25 protein-coding genes are annotated in these 24,848 nt (G+C 48.3%); 16 read left to right on the forward strand and 9 right to left on the reverse strand.

Annotated features, from left to right (window positions below; translation table 11 throughout):
- Positions 1-374: 374 nt before the first annotated feature.
- Positions 375-923 carry a cytochrome b gene (locus tag EST55_RS10710; RefSeq protein WP_129497455.1) on the forward strand — a complete coding sequence of 183 codons (549 nt, stop codon included), beginning with the start codon at positions 375-377 and terminating at the stop codon, positions 921-923.
- A gap of 2 nt (positions 924-925) precedes the next feature.
- Positions 926-1,507 (forward strand): YceI family protein, encoded by a 582-nt coding sequence (locus tag EST55_RS10715; RefSeq protein WP_129497456.1) that lies wholly within the window; start codon positions 926-928, stop codon positions 1,505-1,507.
- A 16-nt stretch (positions 1,508-1,523) separates the two neighbouring features.
- On the opposite strand, the gene EST55_RS10720 is transcribed toward EST55_RS10715, so the two are convergent.
- The 3 genes from EST55_RS10720 to hemC are packed head-to-tail and all read right to left on the reverse strand — an operon-like array spanning position 1,524 to position 5,498.
- Positions 1,524-2,687, reverse strand: coding sequence for a heme biosynthesis HemY N-terminal domain-containing protein (locus EST55_RS10720; protein WP_129497457.1), 1,164 nt, complete (start codon positions 2,685-2,687; stop codon positions 1,524-1,526).
- A complete protein-coding gene (locus EST55_RS10725) occupies positions 2,684-4,582 on the reverse strand; it encodes a uroporphyrinogen-III C-methyltransferase (protein ID WP_129497458.1) in 1,899 nt (632 codons plus the stop codon). The genes EST55_RS10720 and EST55_RS10725 overlap by 4 nt, the downstream gene beginning before the upstream one ends.
- Positions 4,560-5,498, reverse strand: coding sequence for a hydroxymethylbilane synthase (gene hemC / locus EST55_RS10730; RefSeq protein ID WP_129497459.1), 939 nt, complete (start codon positions 5,496-5,498; stop codon positions 4,560-4,562). The genes EST55_RS10725 and hemC overlap by 23 nt, the downstream gene beginning before the upstream one ends.
- A 138-nt stretch (positions 5,499-5,636) precedes the next feature.
- Between hemC and EST55_RS12375 the strand changes: the two genes are divergently transcribed.
- The 8 genes from EST55_RS12375 to EST55_RS10765 all read left to right on the forward strand — a co-directional run bounded on the left by EST55_RS12375 (position 5,637) and on the right by EST55_RS10765 (position 12,893).
- A complete protein-coding gene (locus tag EST55_RS12375) occupies positions 5,637-5,735 on the forward strand; it encodes a lipoprotein (RefSeq protein WP_232709868.1) in 99 nt (32 codons plus the stop codon).
- Positions 5,732-6,994: a diaminopimelate decarboxylase gene (lysA, locus tag EST55_RS10735; protein ID WP_129497460.1), complete on the forward strand. Its 1,263-nt coding sequence runs from the start codon at positions 5,732-5,734 to the stop codon at positions 6,992-6,994. The genes EST55_RS12375 and lysA overlap by 4 nt, the downstream gene beginning before the upstream one ends.
- A gap of 2 nt (positions 6,995-6,996) precedes the next feature.
- Entirely contained in the window at positions 6,997-7,824 is an 828-nt protein-coding gene (gene dapF, locus EST55_RS10740) for a diaminopimelate epimerase (protein ID WP_100691167.1), read from the forward strand.
- Positions 7,821-8,516, forward strand: coding sequence for a DUF484 family protein (locus EST55_RS10745; RefSeq protein WP_053953471.1), 696 nt, complete (start codon positions 7,821-7,823; stop codon positions 8,514-8,516). The genes dapF and EST55_RS10745 overlap by 4 nt, the downstream gene beginning before the upstream one ends.
- Positions 8,503-9,399, forward strand: coding sequence for a tyrosine recombinase XerC (locus EST55_RS10750; RefSeq protein ID WP_129497461.1), 897 nt, complete (start codon positions 8,503-8,505; stop codon positions 9,397-9,399). The genes EST55_RS10745 and EST55_RS10750 overlap by 14 nt, the downstream gene beginning before the upstream one ends.
- Before the next feature lie 21 nt (positions 9,400-9,420).
- The gene (locus EST55_RS10755; protein ID WP_129497462.1) at positions 9,421-10,131 is read left to right on the forward strand and encodes an HAD-IA family hydrolase; all 711 of its coding nucleotides are present in this window, start codon (positions 9,421-9,423) and stop codon (positions 10,129-10,131) included.
- Between the two features lie 93 nt (positions 10,132-10,224).
- On the forward strand, positions 10,225-12,396 hold the full coding sequence (gene uvrD, locus EST55_RS10760) for a DNA helicase II (protein WP_129497463.1): 2,172 nt from the start codon (positions 10,225-10,227) through the stop codon (positions 12,394-12,396).
- 74 nt (positions 12,397-12,470) lie between these two features.
- Positions 12,471-12,893, forward strand: a complete 423-nt coding sequence (locus EST55_RS10765) for an OsmC family protein (RefSeq protein WP_129497464.1) — start codon at positions 12,471-12,473, stop codon at positions 12,891-12,893.
- Here EST55_RS10765 and rarD read toward each other — a convergent pair.
- Together rarD and EST55_RS10775 are read right to left on the reverse strand one after the other, a co-directional pair.
- Positions 12,870-13,802: an EamA family transporter RarD gene (rarD, locus tag EST55_RS10770; protein WP_129497465.1), complete on the reverse strand. Its 933-nt coding sequence runs from the start codon at positions 13,800-13,802 to the stop codon at positions 12,870-12,872. The genes EST55_RS10765 and rarD overlap by 24 nt on opposite strands.
- 22 nt (positions 13,803-13,824) lie before the next feature.
- Positions 13,825-14,280 (reverse strand): thioesterase family protein, encoded by a 456-nt coding sequence (locus EST55_RS10775; RefSeq protein WP_176764954.1) that lies wholly within the window; start codon positions 14,278-14,280, stop codon positions 13,825-13,827.
- A gap of 77 nt (positions 14,281-14,357) precedes the next feature.
- Here EST55_RS10775 and recQ point away from each other — a divergent pair, with 77 nt between their 5' ends.
- Genes recQ through EST55_RS10790 form a run of 3 tightly spaced genes read left to right on the forward strand, consistent with a single transcriptional unit; the run spans position 14,358 to position 19,240 of the window.
- The gene (gene recQ, locus EST55_RS10780) at positions 14,358-16,211 is read left to right on the forward strand and encodes a DNA helicase RecQ (protein ID WP_129497466.1); all 1,854 of its coding nucleotides are present in this window, start codon (positions 14,358-14,360) and stop codon (positions 16,209-16,211) included.
- Positions 16,186-16,476, forward strand: a complete 291-nt coding sequence (locus EST55_RS10785) for a DUF3630 family protein (protein WP_240665301.1) — start codon at positions 16,186-16,188, stop codon at positions 16,474-16,476. The genes recQ and EST55_RS10785 overlap by 26 nt, the downstream gene beginning before the upstream one ends.
- On the forward strand, positions 16,460-19,240 hold the full coding sequence (locus EST55_RS10790; RefSeq protein WP_129497467.1) for an EAL domain-containing protein: 2,781 nt from the start codon (positions 16,460-16,462) through the stop codon (positions 19,238-19,240). Before EST55_RS10785 ends, EST55_RS10790 begins: the two co-directional genes overlap by 17 nt.
- 41 nt (positions 19,241-19,281) lie before the next feature.
- Here the strand turns inward: EST55_RS10790 and EST55_RS10795 are convergent, their stop codons facing one another.
- Complete coding sequence (locus EST55_RS10795) at positions 19,282-19,755, reverse strand: Hsp20 family protein (RefSeq protein ID WP_129497468.1); 474 nt, start codon at positions 19,753-19,755, stop codon at positions 19,282-19,284.
- 227 nt (positions 19,756-19,982) lie between these two features.
- On the opposite strand from EST55_RS10795, the gene EST55_RS10800 reads away from it, so the two are divergent.
- Both EST55_RS10800 and EST55_RS10805 read left to right on the forward strand, forming a co-directional pair.
- Positions 19,983-20,990 (forward strand): hypothetical protein, encoded by a 1,008-nt coding sequence (locus EST55_RS10800; protein WP_129497469.1) that lies wholly within the window; start codon positions 19,983-19,985, stop codon positions 20,988-20,990.
- Positions 20,991-21,001: 11 nt separating this feature from the next.
- Positions 21,002-21,826, forward strand: a complete 825-nt coding sequence (locus EST55_RS10805) for a mechanosensitive ion channel domain-containing protein (RefSeq protein ID WP_100691178.1) — start codon at positions 21,002-21,004, stop codon at positions 21,824-21,826.
- 11 nt (positions 21,827-21,837) lie between these two features.
- Here EST55_RS10805 and EST55_RS10810 read toward each other — a convergent pair whose 3' ends face one another.
- A complete protein-coding gene (locus EST55_RS10810; RefSeq protein ID WP_129497470.1) occupies positions 21,838-22,908 on the reverse strand; it encodes a transporter substrate-binding domain-containing protein in 1,071 nt (356 codons plus the stop codon).
- 118 nt (positions 22,909-23,026) lie between these two features.
- Between EST55_RS10810 and EST55_RS10815 the strand changes: the two genes are divergently transcribed.
- Complete coding sequence (locus EST55_RS10815) at positions 23,027-23,476, forward strand: DUF6746 family protein (RefSeq protein ID WP_240665302.1); 450 nt, start codon at positions 23,027-23,029, stop codon at positions 23,474-23,476.
- Positions 23,477-23,479: 3 nt separating this feature from the next.
- Here the strand turns inward: EST55_RS10815 and EST55_RS10820 are convergent, their stop codons facing one another.
- A complete protein-coding gene (locus EST55_RS10820; RefSeq protein ID WP_129497471.1) occupies positions 23,480-24,586 on the reverse strand; it encodes a beta-eliminating lyase-related protein in 1,107 nt (368 codons plus the stop codon).
- Positions 24,587-24,592: 6 nt separating this feature from the next.
- On the reverse strand, positions 24,593-24,844 hold the full coding sequence (locus EST55_RS10825) for a hypothetical protein (RefSeq protein WP_053953456.1): 252 nt from the start codon (positions 24,842-24,844) through the stop codon (positions 24,593-24,595).
- Positions 24,845-24,848: the final 4 nt, after the last annotated feature.

Below are 24,848 nucleotides of genomic sequence, written 5' to 3' on the forward strand. Positions count from 1 at the left end.
ATTTCTGGTGGTGGCCTACTGAGAGTAGGGAGAAGCGGGTCCCCGGTAAAGCCAACCATTTGGCTTTATCCCGCTGAACAGGTTGAGCTCTGCGAAACCTTGGCCAGACTTCAAATCGAAGAAGCCCTCAGCTGACGCTGGGGGCTTTTTTTATGCCTGCTCCACTGCCTCTCGATAGCCTGAGGCGACCACCTCAGCTGCAATGCTAAGCCAGCCCAATGGCTTGCTCATGCTAAAAATCTTAACCACCTCAATTAATGTAATAGCATAACGCTACTATATTCTATTAAATCGAAGATCCCATCCCATTTATAATTAATTTCTAAAGTGAAATATTGAACTAAACTGTATGCATATCGATAAGGAAGGTTCTAATGCTTCAAAACTCGCAACAACGATATGGATTAGTAAGTGTCATTATACACTGGCTATCCGCTGTCATAGTGTTTGGTTTGTTTGCCCTGGGTTGGTGGATGCTCACGTTAACCTATTACGATCAATGGTATCGATTAGGTCCCTGGTGGCATAAATCATTTGGTATTTGTTTACTGATTATTACCATTCTCCGAGTGTTATGGGTAATAACCAATACAAAGCCTGCACCACAAGGAACAAAGATTGAAGTCGTCGGTGCAAAAATTGGACACGGACTGCTGTATCTCTTGTTGTTCACCGTGATGATAAGTGGTTATTTGATATCAACGGCTGACGGTAGCTCTATATCGGTTTTTGATCTGTTTTCAGTCCCGGCAACGTTAAGTGATATACCCGGTCAAGAAGACATTGCAGGCGAAGTGCATTGGTATTCGGCATTAGCACTGGTGATTTTAGCGGGTGGTCACGGTTTGGCCGCATTAAAGCACCACTTTATAAATCGAGATACGACTCTGATTCGTATGTTTGGAAAATCAAAGAGGAAATAATTATGAAAAAGACATTACTAGTAGCGGCTATCGCGAGCACCGCTATGTTCAGTACATCCACATTAGCTGAAGACTATAAAATCGATATTGAAGGGCAGCATGCTTTTATCGAGTTTAAGATTAGTCACCTTGGCTATAGCTGGTTATATGGTCGCTTCAACGACTTTGAAGGGAACTTTAGCTATGATGAAAACGCTCCTGAAAATGCGTCAGTGAACGTGACTATAGATACTGCCAGCGTTGATACAAACCACGCTGAGCGTGATAAGCACTTACGTAGCGAAGACTTTTTAAATGTTTCTGAATTCCCTCAGGCAACCTTTAAGAGCACCAAGTACGTGCCTGATGAGAATGATAAAGGCGAAGGTACACTTTATGGTGACTTTACTTTAAATGGCGTTACCAAAGAAATTGCTATTGAAGTTGAGCACGTTGGTGCTGGTGAAGATCCTTGGGGTGGTTTTCGCCGCGGTTTCCACGGCGAAGTTGACTTAACCTTGGCTGACTACAATATCGACTACAACCTTGGCCCAGCCGCTAAAGAAGTCGAACTGGAGCTTTCAATTGAAGGCGTTCGTCAATAAAACACGCCTGTTAAACTTAGTCTGCTAACGCTTGTTTATAAGCGTTAGCAGCTAATTGGCTATCCCCTAGCGCATAGTACGCGTCACCAAGTAAGCGATAAGTCTTAGCACTAGGCTCTATATCTACCAGTTTTTTAAGAGCCCGTTGGGCTAATGAATAATCTTGATTATCCATTGCGATTAAAGCAAACGCATACAAATAATCTTTATCATCCGGATTCTGCTTCAGCTTTTCTTGAACGAATTCAACCAGTTTTGCGTACTTGCCGTTAAATAGCTTCAGTGTATTAACACCTGACGGATGGATGTCTTCCCTTTTAAGACCCTTCAATATCACTTTCGCAGACAGCTCCTGCTCGCCTAAATGCTTTAACGCAGCCGCGTAAGCCAGACGAGTCGTTGCGTCTCCGCGTTGTTTGCTTGAAAGGCTTTGCCACGCGTCTTTTAGTGCATCGTTGCCATTCCGGCCAATCGATACGAAGTAATCTAAATAAACGTCATACTCCAGTCGTTCAAACTCCGCGGGGCTCAACTCGGAGTGCTGTTTTAGTTTAGGGAGCAGGTCTTTAAGGGCTTTATAATTACCCGATGCTTTATAGGTTGTTTTCGCCAGGAAGGCGACATGCGCAGAATTCGGATGTTTATCCAGTAGCTCTTGAACCGCTGTATCGGCACCGTGGGGATCGTTATTCACTTGTTGAGAGACTTTTAAAATGCTCAGTAACGTGTCCGAGCCTTTGGTAAAGCGCCCTGCCTCCTCATGCCAGTACTGCGCCTTTCCAGTGTCTTTCGCTAAACAGGATGCCAAGGCTGCCATTGCCGCTGTTTCTTGTGTCGGTCGCTTTTTATAGGACGATGCAAAGCGTAATGAGGCTTCTTCTGCAGAATCATCTAGCAATAACCGAATACCCTCATCGTAAAGCTGTTTGGCCTTTCTGTCTGAGCGATTCGAAAACCATGCGGCGCCCTTTTGAGTTTTACTGAGCAGCCTGCGCAAAATGGATATGACAACGGTCGCAATTAAAGCAACAGCAACAACGACAACAATAAGCCCGACAACGGTCGCTTCAATAGACCAACCAGCGAACTGAATGAGGACATAACCAGCGTTTCCAGACGCAGTAGGGCCTAATATAGCTCCAATAATCAATAAAACAACGAGCGCAATTAACCACTTCATAGCGCATCCCCTTGTTCAATTGCCCGGCTGATAAAGTCCAGCGACTCCAGGCTCTCGACGGTCGACTGTGTCTTAGGCGTCTTCTCAAGGCTTTCAAGTCGAGTGATCACATCACGGGTTGCCGCACTGTCGCCTTTTACCAGGCTAATGAGTGTCGGTAATTGGCTGATATATCGTTTAAAGAGCTCATCATTACCCTTTAGAGCCGCGTCTTGTGCCAGTGTGAATGTCAGCGAAATACGAGCATTAATTGCGGCTCTGTGTGCTTTGTTTAACAGCGGCTCCGGGTCGGATTCGACAGGCTGAATACGGATAAAGTTATCCAGAAAGTCGTTCCAGTTCAACTCTAAATTGGCTTGCCAATTGTCCCCGGAAGCGGTGTTTTCATTATTATCCGCTTCAATACGGTATTCGTTGTTAATCGTGTCAGGCAAACTGTCCACGCGATCTTGCAAGCCGATTAAGGTCATGACCAAGTCGGTGTTATTGGTTGAAGACAGTGCAGCCACTTTTTCGATGTCCTTGGCCAGTAACTCACGAGTACGAAGTGCTTCGCGGCTGTCCATGCCTGAGAGTTGGTCGTCAGCTAAGCGAAGCAGCTTATTGGCCAATGCATAATCTTCCTGTACCCACAGCAGACGAGCTGCCGTTGCGAGCATTTGTTTTATTTCAAGTAAACGCCAATGAGCAGCGCGGTCGGCCGGGCTCTGACGCACTTCATCACGCAGATTGTCTAAACCAGAGCGGAGCTCTAAGTAGTCTTCGCGCAATTGCTGTGCTGAATGAGATAGTTTATTCAGATCTTGAGAATTAGGCGTCTCCTGTAACTGACGTTCAAAGTTAGAGAGAGATTGCTCCAACTGTTGAAGTCGATTCTCCAGTGGATCCATTTCTTTTGGGGGGTGCTCAGCAAGCTGCTGCTCTGATGAGGCAACTTGATGACTATCGCTCGCTGAGAAAAGACTCGGGAAACGCGTATACCCATAATAGGCGGCAGCGACTATCGCAATCAAAATCATAAGCCATAGCAATCGCTTGAAAAAACGCCGGCTGCTTTTCTTGGCCGTCACGGTTTCGTCTTTCTCTGTCTCTACTGGTGACTCTACATGCTGTTCGTTTGTCGTATCTTCGCTGTTCATGTGTGCGTTTCCGTTTGCTACAAGCGCATCTAAAATAATAGCATCTGATGCACTTTCTGTGACTTCGATACTGGCTGATTGTTTAATGGGAATCAAACTTTTCAGACGTTCACTGGGGACCACCCAGTGGCAGCTTTCCAGCCATTGGCTTGCCGATTCCGGTAGCTCTGACAAAAAATAATTCAGTTGCTCGGCGCTAGTGACCACAATGGTGTCGACCGATGACATCCATTTATCCACAACTGAAGCATCCGAGAGCGGAACCGGTCGTCGCTCATAAACTTCCCAGTAACTGACATCAGCGCCGTGCATTTTCAGGTGCTCTGAAAGTACCTCACGCCCACCAATGCCTCTTATAATTAACCACTTCTGACCACTAACATCGTTGAGTTCAGGTAGTGCCAGCAACCCTTCTGATCGATGCGCAAAGGCCGGACTTGTAACGGGTACCTTAAGTTTATCCGCTGCGTACCTTGCGGTGCTGGATCCCACCGCAAAGTATCGGCTTTGTTTAACGTTAAAGCCACTTTCCAACGCATAATCAACGGCCGTTTTGCTGACTAGAATAATACCGTCCCAGGCGGTTCTATTAACGCGCTGAACGTCACTTTTATCCACTGCAACGGGTGCTACCCGAATAAAACTGTGAATAAAATGGCGGATGCCTGCCTGAGTTAGCCCGTCAGAGATATGCTGTGAGCGTTCTTCAGGGCGTAGTAGTAAAACCGCTTTTTTATTGTTCAGCATCGCTGTCATATACCGCCGACAAAATATCCCCTGCGCCCTTCGCCAGTAAGCGCTCGGCCAACTCTTTACCCAGAGCTTCCGCTTCTGCTGCCGGACCTTCTATTTCGTCTCGTAAAACTTGTTTTCCATCCGGGTCGCCGACTAGCCCTCTCAAATAGATGTGATCGTCGCTGAGTTCAGCGTAAGCGCCAATAGGCACCTGGCAGCCGCCCTCAAGACGACGGTTCATAGCTCGTTCAGCCAGCACTCGTATACGGGTTTCCTCACATTGGAGAGGCTGAAGAAGTTGCTTCATGGCTTCATCGTCGCTGCGACATTCAATACCTAGTGCGCCCTGCCCATTCGCTGGCAATGACTGCTCGACGGGAATGAACGATGTAATACGGTCACCGAGGTCCAGACGAATAAGCCCTGATGCAGCTAAAATAATGGCATCAAACTCACCGTCATCAAGTTTGCGCAAACGCGTTTGTACGTTACCGCGTAAGTCTTTAATCGCTAAGTGCGGAAACTGTTCCATGACCTGACAGCGGCGGCGCAAACTACAAGTACCGACAACCGCCCCCTCCGGCATTTCGTCTAAGTTGTTGTACTTACCTGAAACAAAGGCGTCGCGCGGATCTTCACGTTCGCAAATAGTATGCAGCTCTAAACCGTCAGGAAACTCAACGGGTAAGTCTTTCATGCTGTGTACCGCAATATCGGCTCGACCCTCAAGCATGGCAACTTCCAGCTCTTTGACAAACAAGCCCTTGCCGCCAATTTTGGCTAATGGCGTATCGAGAATTACGTCGCCTTTTGTGGACATTGGTAAAAGCTCTACCGTGAGCCCCGGGTGTAGCTCTTCAAGACGCTGCTGAATGTGCTCAGCCTGCCATAACGCCAGCTTACTTTTACGTGTTGCAATTCTTACAGTTTGAGTCATGGTTTTCCTTACAACGCTTAATGACTTTTTCGGGCTCGGGTGCGATGATAGACACTATAGAACCCTTAAGAGAATAGTCATAGTTTAGCGATGTTTAGTCGAATTGTAATCAAGACGCTGGTATTAACCACGGTTTTTATGATTGTGGTCGGTTGTGGTCAAAAAGGGCCGCTTGAGCCAGCGCCAATGCCTGAAAAAAATGATATGGAAACGGCACCAACGGATACTGACAAATGAGTGAGTCCATTTCTTATAAAAATAATCAACTTCATGTTGAGGATATCAGTTGTCAACGTTTGGTGGAGCGGTTTGGTTCGCCACTGTATGTGTATTCAAAAGCTCAGTTGGTATCGAACTGGCAACAGTTTCAGCAGCACTGGCCGAATCCACACAAGCTATGCTACGCCGTAAAAGCCAATAGCAACCTCGCGGTTTTGCAGGTGCTGGCTCATCAGGGCGCGGGTTTTGATATCGTTTCCGGCGGTGAGTTACTGCGTGTGCTTGCGGCTGGCGGCAAGCCAGAAAGCATTGTTTTCTCCGGCGTTGCCAAGTCAAAAGATGAAATTATTTTAGCGCTGGAAACCGGTATCGGCTGTTTTAATGTGGAATCGGAAGCCGAGCTTGAGCGTATTCAGGATATTGCCGCCGCCATGAATAAGCAGGCGCCGGTGTCGCTCAGAGTGAACCCGGATGTTGATGCAAAAACACATCCGTACATTTCAACCGGAATGAAAGCCAATAAATTCGGAATCGGTATGAAACAATCCCGAGCCGTATTTAAGAAGGCCGCGGAGTTACCTAATATTCGGCTGATTGGAGCTGATTGTCATATTGGCTCACAAATTATGACGCCCGAGCCGTTTTTAGATGCCGCCAAGCTAATGTTTGAGTTAGTGCTGGATCTGAAAAAAGAGGGCATTGAGCTAACCCACCTTGATTTAGGCGGTGGTTTTGGTGTGTCGTACCAAAACGAAGCACCTTTGGATAAATCGCGCTACCTGAACCAACTGGTTGAGATGGCAAAGGATTTTCCGGATGTGACGATGATGCTTGAGCCTGGACGGGCGATAGCCGCAAACGCGGGTGTATTACTGACGTCGGTGGAATACATTAAAGCATCAGAGGAAAAGCGGTTTGTGTTAGTCGATGCGGGCATGAACGATATGTTGAGACCCTCGTTGTACCAAGCCTGGCATGACATCGTTCCCGTTAAAGAGAAAAACGACGAAGCACCGCAAATTAGCGATATTGTCGGGCCTGTTTGCGAAACCGGTGACTTTCTTGGGCATGCGCGGCATTTGAATGTCGTTCAGGATGATATTCTTGCGGTAAAACACGCCGGCGCTTATGGTTTCACAATGGCGTCAAACTATAATTCGCGCGGGCGACCGGCAGAAGTCATGGTGTCCGGAAGTGATGCACGTTTGGTCAGAGAACGTGAAAACTTTGACGATCTTATTCGTGGCGAGCATTTGCTAGATAAGGATTACATCTAATTATGTTATTGCACTTTTCTAAAATGCACGGACTCGGCAATGACTTTATGGTCGTCGATAATGTCACACAAAACTTATATGTGAACCCTGATCAAATCCGTCAGTGGGCCAATCGGCATACCGGTATCGGTTTTGATCAACTGCTGTTAGTCGAGCCTCCTTATGACCCTGACTTAGACTTTCATTACCGCATATTTAATGCCGATGGTAGCGAGGTTTCCCAGTGTGGAAACGGTGCTCGCTGTTTTGCAAAGTTTGTTAAAGCCAAAGGTCTGAGCAACAAAAATCATCTGAAAGTCAGTACTAAAGCGGGCAAAATGGTTCTGCATTTGGAAAAAGATGGCCAGGTCACGGTAGATATGGGAGAGCCCTTGTTTGAGCCCGCCCAAGTGCCCTTCAAAGCTCAAAAAGCGGAGCAAACTTACGTTCTGCGAGTGAATGATGAAACGGTGATGTGTGGTGTTGTTGGCTTGGGTAATCCACACTGTGTTATCGCCGTTGATAGCGTTGATACAGCACCGGTGGATACGTTAGGCGCAGCTGTGGCAGCGCATGAGCGCTTCCCTGAAAGTGTGAACGTTGGTTTTATGCAGCAGCTTTCCGCCGATGAAATCAAGCTTCGTGTCTTTGAACGTGGTGTTGGGGAAACTCAGGCTTGTGGTAGTGGTGCTTGTGCCGCAGCAGTTGCAGGCATACAGCAAGGCTTATTAAACGAACGGGTAAAAGTGTCTTTACCCGGCGGTGACTTACTGATTCGCTGGCAACAAGGGCAGCCTGTTAAAATGACGGGTCCGGCAGAGCTGATTTACGATGGACAGATGGTGTTATGAGTAACGAATTAAACTCGATGTTAAACGAGAAAATTGACGACAGCCTGATACGCGAGTATTTGCAGGAAAACCCTGATTTTTTCACGCGCAATGAAGACCTGTTGGCGCAACTGCAATTCCGCCACAGTGAAAAAGGCGCGGTGTCGTTAATTGAAAGACAGCAACAAAAACTCAGACAACGAGTTCAGCAGCTGGAAGAAGAAATTACCGAGTTGATGATTAACGCTCGTCGTAACGAAGCCATTTTTAACGCCTACAGTAACCTTTATGTTCAGCTTTTGCGTTGTGACAGCTTGAGCGACGTGCTCTCGCAATTGAAAAACACGTTTGAAAATGAACTCGATATGCCGGTGTTGACGCTCAAGTTCTTTGAAAGCCCGGTAGAGCTCGATGAACAATACACTTTTGCGTCTGATACTCATAAGCAACTACTGAGTAAGCGCTTTAGTGACGAGTCCATCTACTTAGGACGGCTAACCGAGCAAGAGCATAAGCTTTTGTTTAACGATGAGAGTATTCAGTCTGTGGCTCTGTTGTTGCTCGGTGAAAACGGTGAACTCGGTATGTTAGCGGTAGGCAGCAGCAGCGCAGGACACTTTGAGCCTGCAATGGATAAACTGCTGATTAAGCAGCTGCAGGCATTGTTGGGCGCTGTTTTGCCGGAGCTTATTAAACGCCATGACGCTGCTTGAGTGGCAACAAAAGTGGTTACAACAGTTACGCGGCGAGCGTGGCCTCGCCGAATTAACGCTTAAAAATTACGACAGGCTCATCACCGCCGACCTTAGCGAGCTTGAGCAGCAGACAATTACGGATCCGAAGCAACTGAGAGTGCCTGTCATCGAGCGCTTACTGGTTGGCTGGAGGCGCTCAGGACTTGGTGAGCGCAGTATCGCGTTAAAGCTGTCTGCGTGGCGAACTTTCTGTCAGTTTTTAGTTGAGTCGGATGCGTTAGATGATAATCCCGCGACATCAGTTTCTGCGCCTAAAATTCCTAAAAGGCTACCGAAAAACCTTGATGTCGATAGCATCTCCCATTTACTAGACTTGCCCCATGACGACGAAATCGCGATTCGCGATGCGGCTATGATGGAGTTGCTATACGCCAGCGGCATTCGGTTGGCTGAGTTGGTCAGTCTGAACCGGGATGATATCGACCATCGTATGATGCAGCTAAGAGTGACCGGTAAAGGCAGTAAAACGCGCATAGTACCATTTGGCCGGTGTGCTGAAAAAGCGTTAAAGCAGTGGTTGAAAGTAAGACAGGCATGGCTTGTGGATAAGCCCGAGTTAGCGTTGTTTATTAGTAAGCGGTTACAACGCATTAGCCCAAGAACGGTTCAACAGCGGTTGAATCACTGGGGACAACAGCAAGGTGTCGTCGGTGACTTACACCCGCACAAATTAAGACATTCGTTTGCATCGCACATGCTGGAAGCAAGCGGTGATTTACGCGCTGTGCAGGAAATGCTGGGGCACGCCAATTTATCCACAACGCAGGTTTATACGCACTTAGACTTTCAGCGACTGGCTAGCGTATACGACAATGCTCACCCCAGAGCTCGCAAAAAATAAAGGCATCGGGAGTTTTCTTTTATGCAGTTTTTTCGTCGGTGGCAGCCGCCTAAAGTCATTAGTTTCGACCTTGATGACACGCTGTACGACAATGTGCCGGTGATGCAAACTGCTGAGCGTTCTGTTCAGCAGTACATTGTCGACAAATTTCCGGAAACCTCGCAATGGGACGTGAATCACTGGCGGCAATTAAGAGACAAAGTCAGTCAGAGTGATCCGGCGCTTGCCAGTGATATGACAGAATTGCGTATTCGGACATTACAGCAGGGGTTAGAGCAATTTGGTATTGTGAATGCGACGGCGCATGCGCACGATATTATGGATCATTTTTTACTGCACAGAAGTAACTTCGAGCCGCCAAAAGAAAGCCTTGAGCTATTGCAACAATTAGCCGAGCGATATGAGCTTATTGCGTTGAGTAATGGCAATGTGGATACTCGAAAAATAGGCTTGTCCGACTATTTCAGTTTAATCGTGCAGCCGGGAAATGGCGTTCGAGGTAAGCCATTGCCAGACATGTTTTTAAAGGCGCAGCAACACTTCCCGGCGATTAAGCCAGAGGAGTTTCTCCATGTGGGTGACCACCCCTATTCCGATGTGCTTGGTGCGCAGCGGCATGGCTGGCAGTCGGTATGGCTGACCTCTGGTTTGGGACGACCACAACATCTGTCGATATTACCGACCGTCAAAATAGATGACTTAGCCCAGCTTACGTCGTTACTGCTTTCGTAAAAGGCCCTGACACGACACTACTGGTTGCTTATACAGTGATTCGTTATTACACTGGCGGCAGATCTTTGAATTGAATACATCAGGTGAACGTTAATGAGTACACACCCTCTTCTGGCAGAACTGAATGAAAGGCAGCAGCAAGCTGTATCGGCACCCGACGGGCATATGTTGGTGCTGGCTGGCGCCGGAAGTGGTAAAACAAGGGTGTTAGTACACCGTATTGCCTGGCTCATTCAACAGCAAAACTATTCTCCGTTCAGTATCTTAGCGGTCACTTTTACCAACAAAGCGGCGGCGGAAATGCGTGGCCGTGTTGAGCAGCTGGTGGGCAGCTCCGTGCGAGGCATGTGGATTGGTACCTTCCATGGTTTAGCGCATAGATTGTTACGAGCGCATTATATGGATGTCGGGCTGCCTCAGAATTTTCAAATACTCGACAGTGATGACCAGCAGCGACTGATTAAACGCCTGATAAAAAGCCTCAACTTAGACGACAAGCGCTGGCCGGCAAAACAAGCTCAGTGGTACATCAACGGCAAAAAAGACGAAGGGTTACGGGCCGAGCATATAGAAACTTACGACCCAACCGAGCAGACATTGAAAGAAATTTACCAGCTGTACCAGGAAAGCTGTGATCGCGCTGGTTTGGTCGATTTTGCCGAACTGTTGCTAAGGGCGCATGAGCTGCTGAGAAATAACCGAATCGTTCGGGAGCATTATCAAAACCGCTTTCGTCATATTTTGGTGGACGAGTTTCAGGACACCAACTCCATCCAGTATGCCTGGGTGAGGTTGTTAGCTGGGGCGCAGAACAGCGTGACCATTGTCGGTGATGACGACCAATCTATTTATGGCTGGCGTGGCGCCAAAGTTGAGAACATTCATCAGTTCTTAGAAGACTTTGCCGGCGCACAAACCATTCGTCTGGAACAGAACTACCGTTCAACCAGTACTATTTTGAAAGCGGCAAACTCCGTCATTTCTAATAACTCCGGCCGTTTGGGTAAAGACTTATGGACTGAGGGGAATGAAGGCGAGCCCATCAGCCTGTATGCAGGCTTTAATGAAATGGATGAGGCGCGTTACATCGTTTCACAAATTGAAGGCTGGCGAGATAAAGGTAATTCGCTGCAAGATGTCGCCATTTTGTACCGAAGTAATGCACAATCGCGCATCTTAGAAGAGGCTTTGCTGCATGCAAGGCTGCCGTATCGTATTTATGGTGGTTTGCGCTTCTTCGAGCGTCAGGAAATTAAGGACGCGCTGGCTTACTTGAGAATTTTAGGTAACCGGGACGATGATGCAGCGCTTGAACGTGTCATTAATACCCCTGCCCGTGGCATTGGCGGGCGCACCATGGACATTATTCGTCAGGCGTCACGGGAGCGCGCTGAGTCATTGTGGAATGCGGCTAAGTACATGGTGAACGAAAAGCAGTTGGCCGGACGTGCGCGAAACGCAGTAGGCAGCTTCCTCGACTTTATTGAAGAGCTGGATGATGAAACCGAAGAATTCAGCTTAGGCCGCTTAAGTGACGAAGTTATAAAGAAAAGCGGCTTAATGGCCATGTACGAGGCAGAAAAAGGCGAAAAAGCAGAAACACGAGTAGAAAACTTGAAAGAGCTGGTTACTGCGTGTGAAAACTTCACGCTCGATGACGCTGAAGAGGAAATGACGCCACTTAACGCGTTTCTGGCACATGCAGCCTTAGAAGCGGGTGAAGAGCAAGCGGATGAGTATCAGGATGCGGTCCAGCTAATGACCTTACACAGCGCCAAAGGTCTGGAATTTTCTTTGGTGTTCATGACGGGCGTTGAGGAAGGTATGTTCCCGTCGCAGCAGTCGATGGATGAGCCAGGCAGGCTCGAAGAAGAGCGTCGTCTTTGTTACGTCGGCATGACTCGAGCAATGCAAAAGTTAGTGCTTACTTACGCAGAGCAGCGCCGTATTTATGGACAGGAGTTGTTTCACAGAATCAGCCGGTTTATTGCGGAAATCCCACCCGATACGCTACACGAAGTTCGTGCGCAAACCAGTGTTGAAAAGCCCTCGAGCTATAGCCGTTTTAATAACGCGGCCAGCCATGAAGCTTTTGATCAGACCGGCTACACACTGGGTCAGCGCGTTCGCCACCCGAAATTTGGGGAAGGCACCGTGCTCAATTATGAAGGTACTGGCCCGCAGTCACGTGTTCAAATTAACTTCGACAATGTGGGCAGCAAGTGGTTAGTTGTTGCTTACGCTCGGTTGGATCCTGTGTTCTAAGTGTAAAGTAGTGATCAAAAAGTGCATTCTTCAACTATGTTTATAGTACATACATGAAAATTTGGAGGTGCTTTATGAAACGCACTGCAAATGCACAGTGGAAAGGCAGTATTAAAGAAGGTTCAGGTGTCGTATCAACACAAAGCGGCATATTGGACAAAACCCAGTACTCGTTTAAAAGTCGCTTTGAAGACGGCAAAGGCACCAACCCTGAAGAGCTTATAGGTGCCGCTCATGCGGGCTGTTACGCCATGGCGTTTTCCTTAATGCTGGGAGAAGCGGGTTATGAGCCGGACAATATTGATGCAAAAGCAGAGGTCTCTCTGGTAGAGCAAGACGGCGGCTTTGCGATTGATAAAATTCATCTGACGGTAAAAGCCAGTATTCCGGATATTAGCGAGGACAAGTTTCAGGAGTTGGCAAACAACGCGAAAGAAGGTTGTCCGGTCAGCAAGGTGCTAAACGCTGACATCTCAATGGATGCCAGCCTCAGCTGAAGCTAATTTCTTCGCTTTTCTATCTCGCTGGCGCTGTATAATAGAGTCAAAGCTATACAGTGCCAGTGCACTCCAGATAATAATAAATGTGACCAGCTTACTCTCATCCAGAGGCTCGCCGTAAATAGCGACCGCTAGTATGAACATAAGCGTTGGTGCAATGTACTGAAAAAAGCCTAAGGTTGCATAACGGAGCCGTTGCGCGGCTGCGGTAAAGCACAGTAGCGGAATGGTCGTGACAAGCCCGGCTGCCACCAGCAATAAGTTGAGTGTCCATGGGTTGGTCGTTAAGTCACTCGTTGCTGAGCTTGCAAACCCGAACAGATAAATCAGCATAACTGGCAGCAGTATCGCGGTTTCCAGCCACAACCCACTAATGGAGTCGACAGGCAAACGCTTACGGATCGCTCCATAGGTAGCGAAGCTGGAGGCCAGTGCCAAAGCCACCCACGGTACTGAACCAAAGGTAATGACCTGAATAGCCACACCAACCACGGCTAAACCGATAGCGACCAGTTGCAGGCGGCGCATACGTTCAGAGAAAAAGATCATGCCAATGGCGACATTCAGCAAGGGGTTAATGTAATAACCAAGGCTGGCATCCAGCATGTGGTTGCTGTTAACTGCCCAGATGAACAAAAACCAGTTACCACCAAGCAGACAAGTGGCCAGTGTGAGTCGAATGACTAACTTACGGCTTTTTAGAATGGGGCGAATTCGGTCCAGCCGCTTCATCGCAACAATTAACACAAAGACCATTAAAAACGCCCAAATAATACGGTGAGCGAGTATTTCAAAAGCCGGAACTTGCTTTACGAGTTTGAAATAAACAGGCGCAACGCCCCAGAATGTGTAGGCGGCAAGTGCGAAGAAAACGCCTTGCCGGGCCCGAACAGCGTCATCGGACATACTGGCTTTCCTTAATCAGAGCTTAACCGACGAGGTAGGTGCCGGTTCCAAAAGCGATGTGTGTGCCTTCTTCGTTATGCAGTTCCATTCGGGCAACCGCCACTTTATTGCCCGAGCGAATAATCGTGGCGCTGGCGATAAAAGTTTTACCCCGGCCTGGGCGAAGAAAATCAACACGAAGGTCAATTGTACCACAACGACTCAGGCGCTCCATTAGGTAACTTTCACTGGGGTCTTCTAAACGGTCAACCATACCCGCTATAGCCACCAAACCACCTGCCGTATCTAACGCCGTTGCGGTGACACCACCGTGCAAAATGCGTTGTGGGACATTGCCTAATAACTCGTCTTTCCATTGGAACTTTAGCTCACCACGTGCCGGGTTAAATTCCGTAATTTCAAAGCCAAGTAACTGTTGAAACGGTACCCGCGTGTTCATAAAGTCGGAAACTTTTGTCAGTATTGTTTGTGTATCCATTTTGGGCATGGTTATTAATGAACAGGACGCTTACAATAAGAGGATGTTACTTCATAAGTCAATAAACGATGCCGACCATGAGTAGTACCGCTGTCAGCACTGCAGAACAATTGGCGCACGATCCGCTTCAGTCGAAGCTTGAATCTGTCTTTGGTTACCATGAGTTTCGTGAGGGCCAAAGAGACATTATGGACGCGGCTCTGGACGGACGCGATTCACTGGTGCTCATGCCGACGGGCGGTGGTAAGTCATTATGTTACCAGCTGCCGGCAATATGCAGCGACGGTGTGGCCGTGGTTATTTCGCCGCTGTTGTCGCTCATGCAAGATCAAGTGGAAGCACTGAATGCGCTTGATATAAACGCCGCGACCTTGCACTCAGGTGTATCAGCAGAACAGTCAATGAACACGTTGCAGGCATTACAGCGCGGCGACATTAAACTGCTGTACGTTAGCCCTGAGCGTATTTTGCAGCCGAGTTTTATTGAACGCTTACAAACGCTGAATCTGTCGTTTATCGCTGTTGATGAAGCGCATTGTATTAGCCAGTGGGGGCATGACTTCAGACCAGAGTATGGTCAGCTGGGTGTGTTGCGCAGCTATTTGCCGAACACACCTTTTATGGCCTTAACGGCCACCGCGGACTCAGCCACCCAGCATGACATTATTGAACGGCTGCATTTGAGTGCGCCATTAGTGCACCGCAGCTCATTTGACCGCCCCAATATTCGTTACGTGGTTCAGGAAAAGTATAAACCGCTAAAGCAGGTTAAAGACTACGTCAAAAAACAAAAAGGCGTGGCCGGTATCATTTATTGTGGTAGCCGCAAGAAAACCGAAGAACTGGCGGAAAGTTTGCAGCAGTCGGGCGTTCGGGCGGCGCCTTATCATGCGGGGCTGGAGCATACGCTCAAGGAAACGACCCTGCGGCAGTTTCTGCGTGACGATATTGATGTTGTGGTGGCCACGGTGGCGTTTGGTATGGGTATCAACAAGCCGAACATTCGTTTTGTTGTGCATTTTGATATTCCGCGTAGCGTCGAGTCGTACTATCAGGAAACCGGGCGAGCCGGACGGGACGGTCTGCCAGCGGAAGCGATGATGCTTTACGATCCGCGAGATGCGCAGTGGATACGCCGGATGATAGACGAGCACGATAATGAGCAGCGTCGGGCCGTGGAAGCGCAGAAGTTCTCAGCCATGCAGGCCATGGCCGAAGCTCAGACCTGTCGCCGCCTTGTCGTATTGAACTACTTTAATGAGTATTCCGATAAAGAGTGCGGAAACTGTGATTTGTGTTTGGATCCGCCTACTCGTTACGACGCTCTGGAAGACGCCCAAAAAGCGCTTAGTTGTGTTTACCGTGTGGGGCAACAGTTTGGTATTAACCATGTGGTTGAAGTATTGCGAGGCTCCAAAGCTCAGCGAGTCCTTGAGCTTGGTCATGACACATTGACCACCTACGGGCTCGGTAAGGCAAAACCACAGGAGCATTGGTTTTCGGTATTGCGCCAACTGATTCACCGGGGGCTGATTATTCAGGATATTCGTCGGTTTGCGGCCTTACAGCTGACCGAGGCGGCGCGCCCGGTGTTAAAAGGTGAAGTGCCGTTAGAGTTAGCCAAACCAAGGCTCGAGCTTACTGCAACTAAAACCCGAATTACCGACCGTGGCGACTATAATAAAATACTCTTCCGGCGTTTGCGGAAACTTCGTAAAGACATTGCGGACAAAGAACAAGTGGCACCTTTTGTGGTGTTCAGTGACGCGGCATTGGTGGAAATGTGTGTTCATTATCCGACAACCGCCGCCGACATGTTGGATATCAATGGTGTTGGTGAAGTGAAACTGGCTCGTTATGGTCAGGAATTTATGAGCGCTATTGAAGCGTTTTTAGCCGGAGCAAGTGAGCGACAGTTATTTAATGGTTGAATCTCAAGAGAACTCAGTTGTTACCTTGAAAAACACACCGGCCGAGCACGAGCTTGACAGCTGGGTGGCGACCTTATGCGATGTGATTAACGCTGACATTCGGGAAAAAGAGGTGGCGGCTGATCAGTTTTGCTGGCGCCTGACTATTAATAACCAGCATTGGCTATTATTTTATTCAGAAATCTGTGACGCAGTCTGGTTACAAGCACTAGAAGGTATGAGTGACGAGGTTATAAAGAACTTACGACATGCAGACTATCTTTAAACACGCACTATGGTTGTTACTGTTGCTTCCGCTGCTGGCGGGTGCAGAAGTTCGCACGCCCGTTTCCGTGTCTGCGCAAACCTCGAAAGTCACTCTGAATCAGCACTTTAAATACCGCGTCGTCGATGCGTCAGTTCCGGTTGACAGGCTTGCCGTTAATGAACCGTCGCGCTGGTTAAGCTCAGAAGAGCTCAGCCAGCATAATTACGCCGGTACAAAACCGAACATTTGGAGTAGTGTTCCGCTTTACAACCGAAGTAACCGCTCACAAACTTTCTATGTGAAGTTCAGCGACCCGTTTTTACAGTCGGTCAGTGTTTTTGTGCTCGATACCAACGGCACAATGCTGAGTCAGCGGTCCAACAGCTTTTCAACCCCTCTCATGCAGCGTCCTCATTTATCTCATGAGCAGGTGCTGCCGGTGACTTTACCGGCGAACAAAACTGTTTGGCTAGTGACTGCGGTTCAGCAGTGGCCGGAGCAAATGCCGACCATCAGTTTGTGGCAGTCGACCGAACTAGAGCTTCGTCAACAGCAACAACAAACCGCCTTGGGTGTAAACGCCGGTATTCTTATTTTATTGGCGCTGGCTGCTTTTGTCTCGGCGCAGCTTTTCAAAAGTCGGTTATTGTTGACGTTTGGTTGTGTGAGTGCTGCATTTACCTTGTCTCTGCTATTGCACAGTGGGGTCTGGATTACTTATTTCTCACCTTACTCCCCTGATATCGCAGCATCATTAAAAACTTATGTGAGTCAGCTGCTTATATTAACCATGGCCTGGTTCATTTGGGAGTGGGGGCGGTTTCGCTTCCGGTTGTCCCGGTTCAATCGAATTGGGTATGTGGTTTTGGCAGCCGTATTAGGTTTTACCATTGGGTTGCCCTGGCTGGATGACCGTTGGCAGAGTGCACTGGTTATCGCTCAAGTTAACGGCTTACTAATATGGACTGCCGTGGTCGTATTGAGAAGTATCCAGAAGCAGCCGATTTCTGGCTTTCGCTGGCAAACGTTTTTACTGGCGATAACCGTTATTGTCGCTTGGCTGCTGATATCGCCCCGATATAACCCTATCTGGGAAGGGATATCTGGCCTGTTACTTTACAGCGCAATGACAGTAACCGTCATGATGTTCTTGTTGGCGCTGGAAAGGCATCGCCTTAACCGGTTGATGCGCCGTATTGCCGGGCTCAAAAAGAACAGAAAAACCTTAAGGCGGCGACTGTGGCAGTTGTTACAGCGTACCGGGGAGGGTTGGTTCCGTCTGAACGATGACGGCTCGTTTAAACAGGTTAACCAGCAAATGCTAAACATTCTCGCCGCTCACTCGCTTGACCAAATCAAAGCGCATTGGCCCAAGGGGTTTGTTATTGAAGGAAAACGGCAGCTAACTTCTGTGGACCGGATCGATGGCCGCAATATCTGGTTAGATGTTGAGTATTTCGGTGACAAGACAGGCCGTATTACCGACGTTACTAAACGTATGGAAGCCGAAATTCACCTGGACTTTTTAGCGCATCATGACGCTGTCACAGGCCTGTTAAATGTGCGTGAATTCAGGCGCTTGCTACAGTCCCGGCTTGACGCCAATAAAGCCGTTTGCATAACAATTATAAAACTATCGGGCTTGGATATTATTGCGGATCAAGCGGGCACCGATGCCCGAGACCAGGCAATTTTGCAGTTGGCAATCAATCTGAAGCGAAAAGCTCCGAAATATTCGCGTATCGCAAGAATCAGTGAGCATGAAATTGCACTGTTGAATACCGAAGACGAACAGTCCGTTTTCGCTCAGGCGCATCGCTTAGTGCAATATTGTAAAGAGTTCCGGTTCAATAGTGATAAACGTATTTATCAGCTCACTGCCCATGCCGGTATTGCTTATTCGGACTCATCGGAAGTGTCTGCCAGTACCTTACTAAGACAAGGTCGTGAGGCTTTAAAACTCGCTATGCAGCAAGGTGACTATCGAGTGCACTCATACAGTGAGGCCGATCAAAGGCGCCTATTAGGCGAGGCGGAATTAGAGTGGGAGCAAAAACTCAAAAAGGCGTTGCGGGAAGAAAACTGGGCATTGTTTGCGCAGCCAATCATAAGCGCTGCCCGTAATGCCGACAAACATTGTATTGAACTTCTGCTGCGCTTACCCGACTCAACGACAGATGAACCTGTTGCGCCCCAACAGTTTTTGCGAGCAGCGCTGAGAGCCGGAGTTATGGGCAAAGCTGACCGGTGGTTAGTGCGAGAGGCCGTTGAGCACTTCAATGAGAATCCATTTGAAGCGACCCGAACCTGGCGTTGCCACATTAATTTGTCGACGCAAAGCCTCGAAGATGAAAGCTTTATTCAATTCATTGAAGCGGCTTTGAAAAACTCGGTTATTCAGCCTAATCAGTTAGTATTTGAAGTGTCTGAACCCGATGCTTTTAAGCACTTCGACCAAACGTATCAGCTGTTTAAAAATTTAACAGAGTTGGGTATTGGAACGGCGGTGGATCAGTTTGGCAGCAGCTATAATTCATTTCAGTTATTACGACAGCTGCCGCTGACGCAAATAAAGGTGAATCGTTTCTGGGTTCAGAATATGCTTATTGACCTTGTTGACGCCGAGCTTGTCGCCAGCTGTGTTCGTTTAGCCAAAGCGGCGAACGTGGAGGTTTGTGCGGTTGGCGTAGAAAGTGACGAGATTCGCATTAAACTCACTCAGCTGGGCGTAGACTATATCCAGGGCTTTGTCTGTGGGCACCCAGTCGAGTGGCAACGTTAAAAAGAGGCGGTTATTCACCGCCCCTCATCCAGTGCATGAATTTACGCAGCACCTTCTTCGCTTTTAGAACGGTTCTCAAGCAGCTCTTTTGTTGAGCTACCAATGCTAATACGTTTTGGCTTCATGGCTTCAGGAATGTTCTTCACTAAGCCAATAGTCAGCAGACCGTTTTTCAAAGCCGCCCCGGTGACTTCAATGTGTTCAGCTAAGCTGAACTTACGTTCGAAGGCACGGTTGGCAATGCCGCGATGCAGAAATTCACGTTTTTCGTTTTCTTCGGCTTTTTTACCGGTTACACGAAGAACGCCATTTTCTACTTCAATTTCTAAGTCATTATCCTCGAAACCTGCAACCGCCAGCGTAATGGCGTATTGGTTTTCGGCCACCAATTCAATGTTGTAGGGAGGATACCCAGTTGCACCAGTATCTGAGCGTAGTGCCGAGTCCAGCAAGGATGCCATACGGTCAAAACCTACACTGCTACGATATAGAGGGCTTAAGTCGATAGTTGCCATAGTCATTCTCCTTAGAAGCAATAACTGTTAAATGGTTAATAAAGTGACACAGCGTGTGTCGTTTAAGGCGGCTCTCTTTGAGACACCGGCCTTAACTCCTATATGTGTACTGCTCAAATAGCTTTCAAGAGGTCTTTTTAATATTTTTTCATTGGACTCATTTGAAAGGCGCTCTATTATCGACGGATAGGAAGTTATTTTCTGGCGAACAGAACAGGGAAAAAGCGATGGCAGAAGCGCCCAAAAAAGCCTGGCAGTGGGTAACGGTTAATGAGTTTGAACGGCCTGCGGTGCCGACCGTTATTACTGTTAAAAAATGGTGGCAAAATTTTACTCACTGGTTGTCTCCAGAGCATGAAAGTGACGAGCAAAACGAGCATGACAATGCGTATGAATTAAAGCTGGATACGGCGATAAAAGAACTGGATAGCGCTTTTTCAAGCTGGCTGAAGGACAAAGACGACAACAGTTTGCGTTGGGTTATTGCGCCGCCTCATTCGGGCGTTTTGGAAGCTGCGCAACAATGGGCGAAGCAAAGCGGTATGTCGACAATGAAGCTGCCGGATCGAGACACCCTCTGCCAGTCGAATGACCTTCCTTCCCCGAAATTCACCAAAACCAAAGTGTGGCTCATGCCGCAATTGGCGCACACTTTTTTAAGACAAACTAATGGTTTGCGCTGGACTCGGGAATTTCTTGCAAAGGCCTTGTCCGGCGATGCGGGCAAGGGACTTATTGTGTGTGACAGCTGGGCATGGGCGTTTTTAGAAAAAGTTTGGCCAGTTCCGGTTTCCGAATTATGGACTCTACAAGGGCTCGATGATCTGGCGCTGGAACAAATCGGGCTGGCCCGTGGTGAAGGCCGACTAAGGGCATTAGCAGCGCTTAGTCGCGGCAACCCGGGTATCGCTGCGGCTTACTCCGATCGTTATCACCGTAACAGCGATAAAGCTTTTGAGACGCCGCAGCTTCCTCATGAAGCGAGTGACGCAACAGCCTTTGTCTGTTATGCCCTGTTAGTTCATAAAGGGCTTACAACGGAGCAGCTTGCCCAGACTTTGCCAATTGTTTCTGTGAGTCAGCTTCAGGTTCAGCTGCAGCTTTTGCAACAGCAGTCGCTTATAACAAAGCATGACGATAAAGCGCTTGGCCAGAGCTGGTATGTCACCGCCAGAGGCTACCCGGTTGTCCGTGACTTTTTAGCGTCTCGCGGCTTTTGGCTCGATAAATTTTAAGGGGCTCAGTAATGGAAACGGAATCTCTGAAAGACGTTGCCGGTATATTTAAGTCACTCGACGCGTTTGCCATCTTTGAAATCGCCGTCATTATTGCTTTTGCGGTAGCTTTCGTCTGGCTTACACAAAAAGTACTGCCATGGGTAGCCTCACAGCTGCACGGCAAACGCCGACTGTATACGCTGGCGCTGGTACCCATGCTACGCATTGTCATTTTAGTGCTGGCGCTGGTGATGATAGTGCCGCGTATTATCGAGCCCACACTGCAGAACATGGTTGCAACCCTGGGCGCGGCTGGTTTAGCCATAGGCTTTGCGTTGAAAGACTACGTGAGTAGCTTAATTGCAGGCGTCGTGGCTATTCATGAAATGCCCTATCGGCCGGGAGACTGGATAGAGGTTGACGGGACATACGGCGAAGTGACTCATATCGGCATGCGTACGGTCGAATTGGTGACCAATGATGACACGGTTATCTGGGTGCCACACCTTAAGCTGTGGGATAACTTAATACATAACGCGAATAATGGTGGCCCCAGCTTAATGTGTATTGCCGAGTTTTATACCCAGCCGGAAGCGGATGCCTTTCAAATTCGCGATGCGCTGGAAGAAGTTGCCTTGACCAGCCCATACCTGCAGCTTGGTAAGCCCATAACTGTAACCGCAGCCGAGCAACCGTGGGGCACTAAATATCGCTTAAAAGCCTATCCAATTGACCCCCGGCAGCAGTTCCAGTTTATTACCGATATGACCGCAAGAGGAAAGCGCCGTTTACTTGAGCTTGGCGTTAAGTTTGCGAAAGTAGAATCAGACGAAGCGTTAGAGCTCTCCTCTTAGTAAGAGCAGCGCTACTGACCCAGGTAGCGCTGTAACTCACTTCGCCATTGTGCTGACTGTACGGTGTCTAATAGTGCCCTATTTAACGGCTCCCGTAGCTCGCTCCCTTGCGGTAAGGCGAAACCATAATCCTGGGGCAGGACACGTTCAGGCAAGAGTCTGATATTGTTAAGCGCATTGGTACGCATTGAATAACGTAAAATGGGTTCGTCATAGACAACGGCATCAAGCTGCCCGGCATTGAGCTTTTTAAGCGCCGCATTCAAATCGGTAAAACTTTCATAGCCAATATTCTGTTGTTCTAACCACGCCGCCGTTGCTGAATTGCCTAATGTCGCCACACGAGCATTGGGGAGATCGCTTGCGCTGCTAACTTTCGATTGAAACTGCGACACGGTGAGCGATGAAGCAATCGATGCGGTAAAGCTTGAAATGATGATGACACAGGTAAACATCCAAATAAGACTGACCACTCGCCCGCCAAGACTACGTGGAGATTTATCGCCATAACCAACGGTAGTCATTGTCACCGCCGCCCACCAAAAGCCCGAGCCTAAGCCATTTATCGGCTGCTCGGAAAATTCTTCAGGGTTTTCTTTACGCTCAAAGAACCAGACTAAAGCACCTGCCACAAAAAGGACGCCACTTAGCACCAAGATGACTTTTAAAAACTCGAAGGATACGAAACGCTTAGTGACCGCCCACCAGGTTGATGTGTTATTGCTTGGCACGGCAACGGCGAGGCCGGCATTGTGAAAGGGCTGGCTAAAATCGATGACGGACTCTCGTTGCGACGTGATGGTCAAAGCGCCAATACCAATATCGTATTTCCCGGCTTCAACTCCCGTCAGTAGATTATTTAAAGAAACGGGGTGTAATTCGTATGGCCGCTCGAGCTGAGTGGCTACGTTTTCCCACAAAGTTACGGCTAGCCCTTGGTAGTCGCCATTTTTTTCAATAACAAATGGTGCATTAACCCTGACCGCCACCTTTAACGGTTCTTCAGGTTGTGCATGTGCATTAAGCGTAAAAGTTGACGATAACGTCATTAACAGAAGAGCTAAGCCAAAACGGAGCGACATACGTATCCCTATTGTGGATTGATGAGTATCAAAGGAATACTATCAGGTAACGAACGAATTGTTGACTAACCTTTGCTCATGCAAGAGAATGAGAATTATTGTTATTTTAGGAGGTTTTATGAAGCTATTTTACACCATCGTAGCGGCTTTCGTTTTAGCCACGTCAATGCCAAGTTTTGCCCAAGAAGAACAGCAGTACCAGCATTTTAAGCCAGAGCCATCTGACAATTTGCATCAGGCCATTATGAACCTGAACAAATATAATGCAGAATTGCAGAAAATCATCGAAGGCGATATGCCACCGAAAGATATGGCGAAAGTGCATGAACTGACCTACACACTAGAGGTGGCACTTGCCCGTTTGAGCAAGGAGTTGGATGTTGCTGCTAACTCGCTGGAAGAGGTACACCTGGGCTCGGAGGCAATGAATAAACAACGTGTTGAAGGCTTCGGTAAAAGCTACCTTGAAACGTTGAATCATGTGCTGGGTAAACATAATCAACATCATAATGGAAACCATAAAGAGCACATGAAGCACAATGAGCACAGTGGTCATAGTAACCACTAAGCGTCACAGTGTCTCTAAAAATGCTTTAAAGTGTCGTAGCCAGAAGCTTTGTGGCTGCGACATTGCATTCCTTCCAATGGGTATCTCGCAAATCGATTCGTCATTTATCTCCGCTCTGGGCAGAGGCAGAATCGTCACGCCACTATTGCTGACGTACGCAGCGATTTTTTCACTCAAGGTCTCTGGGTTCATCGCGAAGTGCAGGTGAAACATGGCTGTTTGTGGTTTTTGTGGGTTAACCCGAATTCCATCCAGTTCATTCAGCGCATCGCCTAACGCTTTGGAATAATTCACAGCGTCTTCCATAAGTGGCAGGTTCTCACGCAAACTCCGGCGAGCTGAAATCACTTGTGGGTATTGGGTAATGACATTACCACCGGCTCGACGAGTCCAGACTTTGGCTTGCTCAATAAACGCCTCTGAGCCAGCCAGGATAGCACCGGAAATAGCGCCTAAGTCTTTGTAAAAACTGACGTAAACCGAATCAAAAAGCTCACAGACTTCGGCGAGCGAACAACCATAAGCTGCCGGTACCTGCCAAAGTCTTGCACCGTCTAAATGCATAGCGATATCGTTGGCTCTCGCCCATTCAGATTGAGAAACCAAATCATCCCAGTGTGGCAGTTGACCGCCTATTTCCCGCATTGGTAGCTCCAGCAAAATACTACTGAGATCGCCGGTCTGCACACCTTTTAAATCGTCCAGGGCTATTGGCTTATCAGCGGTACCTGTGGTTGTGCCGTTCAGCCCCCACAGCGCTTCAAACCCCATTTGCTCGTGCAGCATTAAATGCGAGGTCGGGTGTAAAGCAACGCCATTGCGCTGGCGTTGGTCAGCGTGAATACGTAACGCCAGTGGCTGAGCTAAGGTTCCAGTTGGCAAAAATAGCGCCGCAGGTTTGCCGAGCAGCTTCGCCACCTCATCTTCAAAATCATTAATAAGCGCGCCACTGCCGTAGACATCGCGTTTTTCGTTTTGCTTGACCTCATCGGCTAATAAGTGCAGCTCATCCGCCATACTCCGCTGTGGCTGACGCAGCAGAGAAGAGTTTGCCTGCTCGGCCGCTCGAGAATACGCCTGTTTGGATTTTTCCGGAATAGAGAGCGTCATAGTTACCTACTTTGAGTGCACCTTGCCGCCAATAATCTTATAGGCGGGCGTACCGCGAATCATTGTCTCGCGCGCAAATTCCTGCCCACAACCGGGGCAATGGCATGGTTTGGTGGTGTGATCTTCAACAATGCGCTCAATAAAACACTTTACCAGCGCGCCTTTACCACCCTTTCTGTATTTAAATATGGGCGTTTTGCACTGCAGACAAGAAATCTGCACGGTGCGAACCGGCCCCTTCTTGTTCGGTTTCGCCATAAAA

The organism is Idiomarina sp. 29L (genome assembly GCF_004123135.1).
Classification (GTDB): Bacteria; Pseudomonadota; Gammaproteobacteria; order Enterobacterales; family Alteromonadaceae; genus Idiomarina.

What these genes read in the sequence shown, in the direction of transcription:
- EST55_RS10710 (WP_129497455.1), top strand. Translation starts at nt 375, where the DNA reads ATGCTTCAAAACTCGCAACAACGATATGGATTAGTAAGTGTCATTATA.
- EST55_RS10715 (WP_129497456.1), top strand. Translation starts at nt 926, where the DNA reads ATGAAAAAGACATTACTAGTAGCGGCTATCGCGAGCACCGCTATGTTC.
- EST55_RS10720 (WP_129497457.1), bottom strand. Translation starts at nt 2,687, where the DNA reads ATGAAGTGGTTAATTGCGCTCGTTGTTTTATTGATTATTGGAGCTATA.
- EST55_RS10725 (WP_129497458.1), bottom strand. Translation starts at nt 4,582, where the DNA reads ATGACAGCGATGCTGAACAATAAAAAAGCGGTTTTACTACTACGCCCT.
- hemC (WP_129497459.1), bottom strand. Translation starts at nt 5,498, where the DNA reads ATGACTCAAACTGTAAGAATTGCAACACGTAAAAGTAAGCTGGCGTTA.
- EST55_RS12375 (WP_232709868.1), top strand. Translation starts at nt 5,637, where the DNA reads ATGATTGTGGTCGGTTGTGGTCAAAAAGGGCCGCTTGAGCCAGCGCCA.
- lysA (WP_129497460.1), top strand. Translation starts at nt 5,732, where the DNA reads ATGAGTGAGTCCATTTCTTATAAAAATAATCAACTTCATGTTGAGGAT.
- dapF (WP_100691167.1), top strand. Translation starts at nt 6,997, where the DNA reads ATGTTATTGCACTTTTCTAAAATGCACGGACTCGGCAATGACTTTATG.
- EST55_RS10745 (WP_053953471.1), top strand. Translation starts at nt 7,821, where the DNA reads ATGAGTAACGAATTAAACTCGATGTTAAACGAGAAAATTGACGACAGC.
- EST55_RS10750 (WP_129497461.1), top strand. Translation starts at nt 8,503, where the DNA reads ATGACGCTGCTTGAGTGGCAACAAAAGTGGTTACAACAGTTACGCGGC.
- EST55_RS10755 (WP_129497462.1), top strand. Translation starts at nt 9,421, where the DNA reads ATGCAGTTTTTTCGTCGGTGGCAGCCGCCTAAAGTCATTAGTTTCGAC.
- uvrD (WP_129497463.1), top strand. Translation starts at nt 10,225, where the DNA reads ATGAGTACACACCCTCTTCTGGCAGAACTGAATGAAAGGCAGCAGCAA.
- EST55_RS10765 (WP_129497464.1), top strand. Translation starts at nt 12,471, where the DNA reads ATGAAACGCACTGCAAATGCACAGTGGAAAGGCAGTATTAAAGAAGGT.
- rarD (WP_129497465.1), bottom strand. Translation starts at nt 13,802, where the DNA reads ATGTCCGATGACGCTGTTCGGGCCCGGCAAGGCGTTTTCTTCGCACTT.
- EST55_RS10775 (WP_176764954.1), bottom strand. Translation starts at nt 14,280, where the DNA reads ATGGATACACAAACAATACTGACAAAAGTTTCCGACTTTATGAACACG.
- recQ (WP_129497466.1), top strand. Translation starts at nt 14,358, where the DNA reads ATGAGTAGTACCGCTGTCAGCACTGCAGAACAATTGGCGCACGATCCG.
- EST55_RS10790 (WP_129497467.1), top strand. Translation starts at nt 16,460, where the DNA reads ATGCAGACTATCTTTAAACACGCACTATGGTTGTTACTGTTGCTTCCG.
- EST55_RS10795 (WP_129497468.1), bottom strand. Translation starts at nt 19,755, where the DNA reads ATGGCAACTATCGACTTAAGCCCTCTATATCGTAGCAGTGTAGGTTTT.
- EST55_RS10800 (WP_129497469.1), top strand. Translation starts at nt 19,983, where the DNA reads ATGGCAGAAGCGCCCAAAAAAGCCTGGCAGTGGGTAACGGTTAATGAG.
- EST55_RS10805 (WP_100691178.1), top strand. Translation starts at nt 21,002, where the DNA reads ATGGAAACGGAATCTCTGAAAGACGTTGCCGGTATATTTAAGTCACTC.
- EST55_RS10810 (WP_129497470.1), bottom strand. Translation starts at nt 22,908, where the DNA reads ATGTCGCTCCGTTTTGGCTTAGCTCTTCTGTTAATGACGTTATCGTCA.
- EST55_RS10815 (WP_240665302.1), top strand. Translation starts at nt 23,027, where the DNA reads ATGAAGCTATTTTACACCATCGTAGCGGCTTTCGTTTTAGCCACGTCA.
- EST55_RS10820 (WP_129497471.1), bottom strand. Translation starts at nt 24,586, where the DNA reads ATGACGCTCTCTATTCCGGAAAAATCCAAACAGGCGTATTCTCGAGCG.
- EST55_RS10825 (WP_053953456.1), bottom strand. Translation starts at nt 24,844, where the DNA reads ATGGCGAAACCGAACAAGAAGGGGCCGGTTCGCACCGTGCAGATTTCT.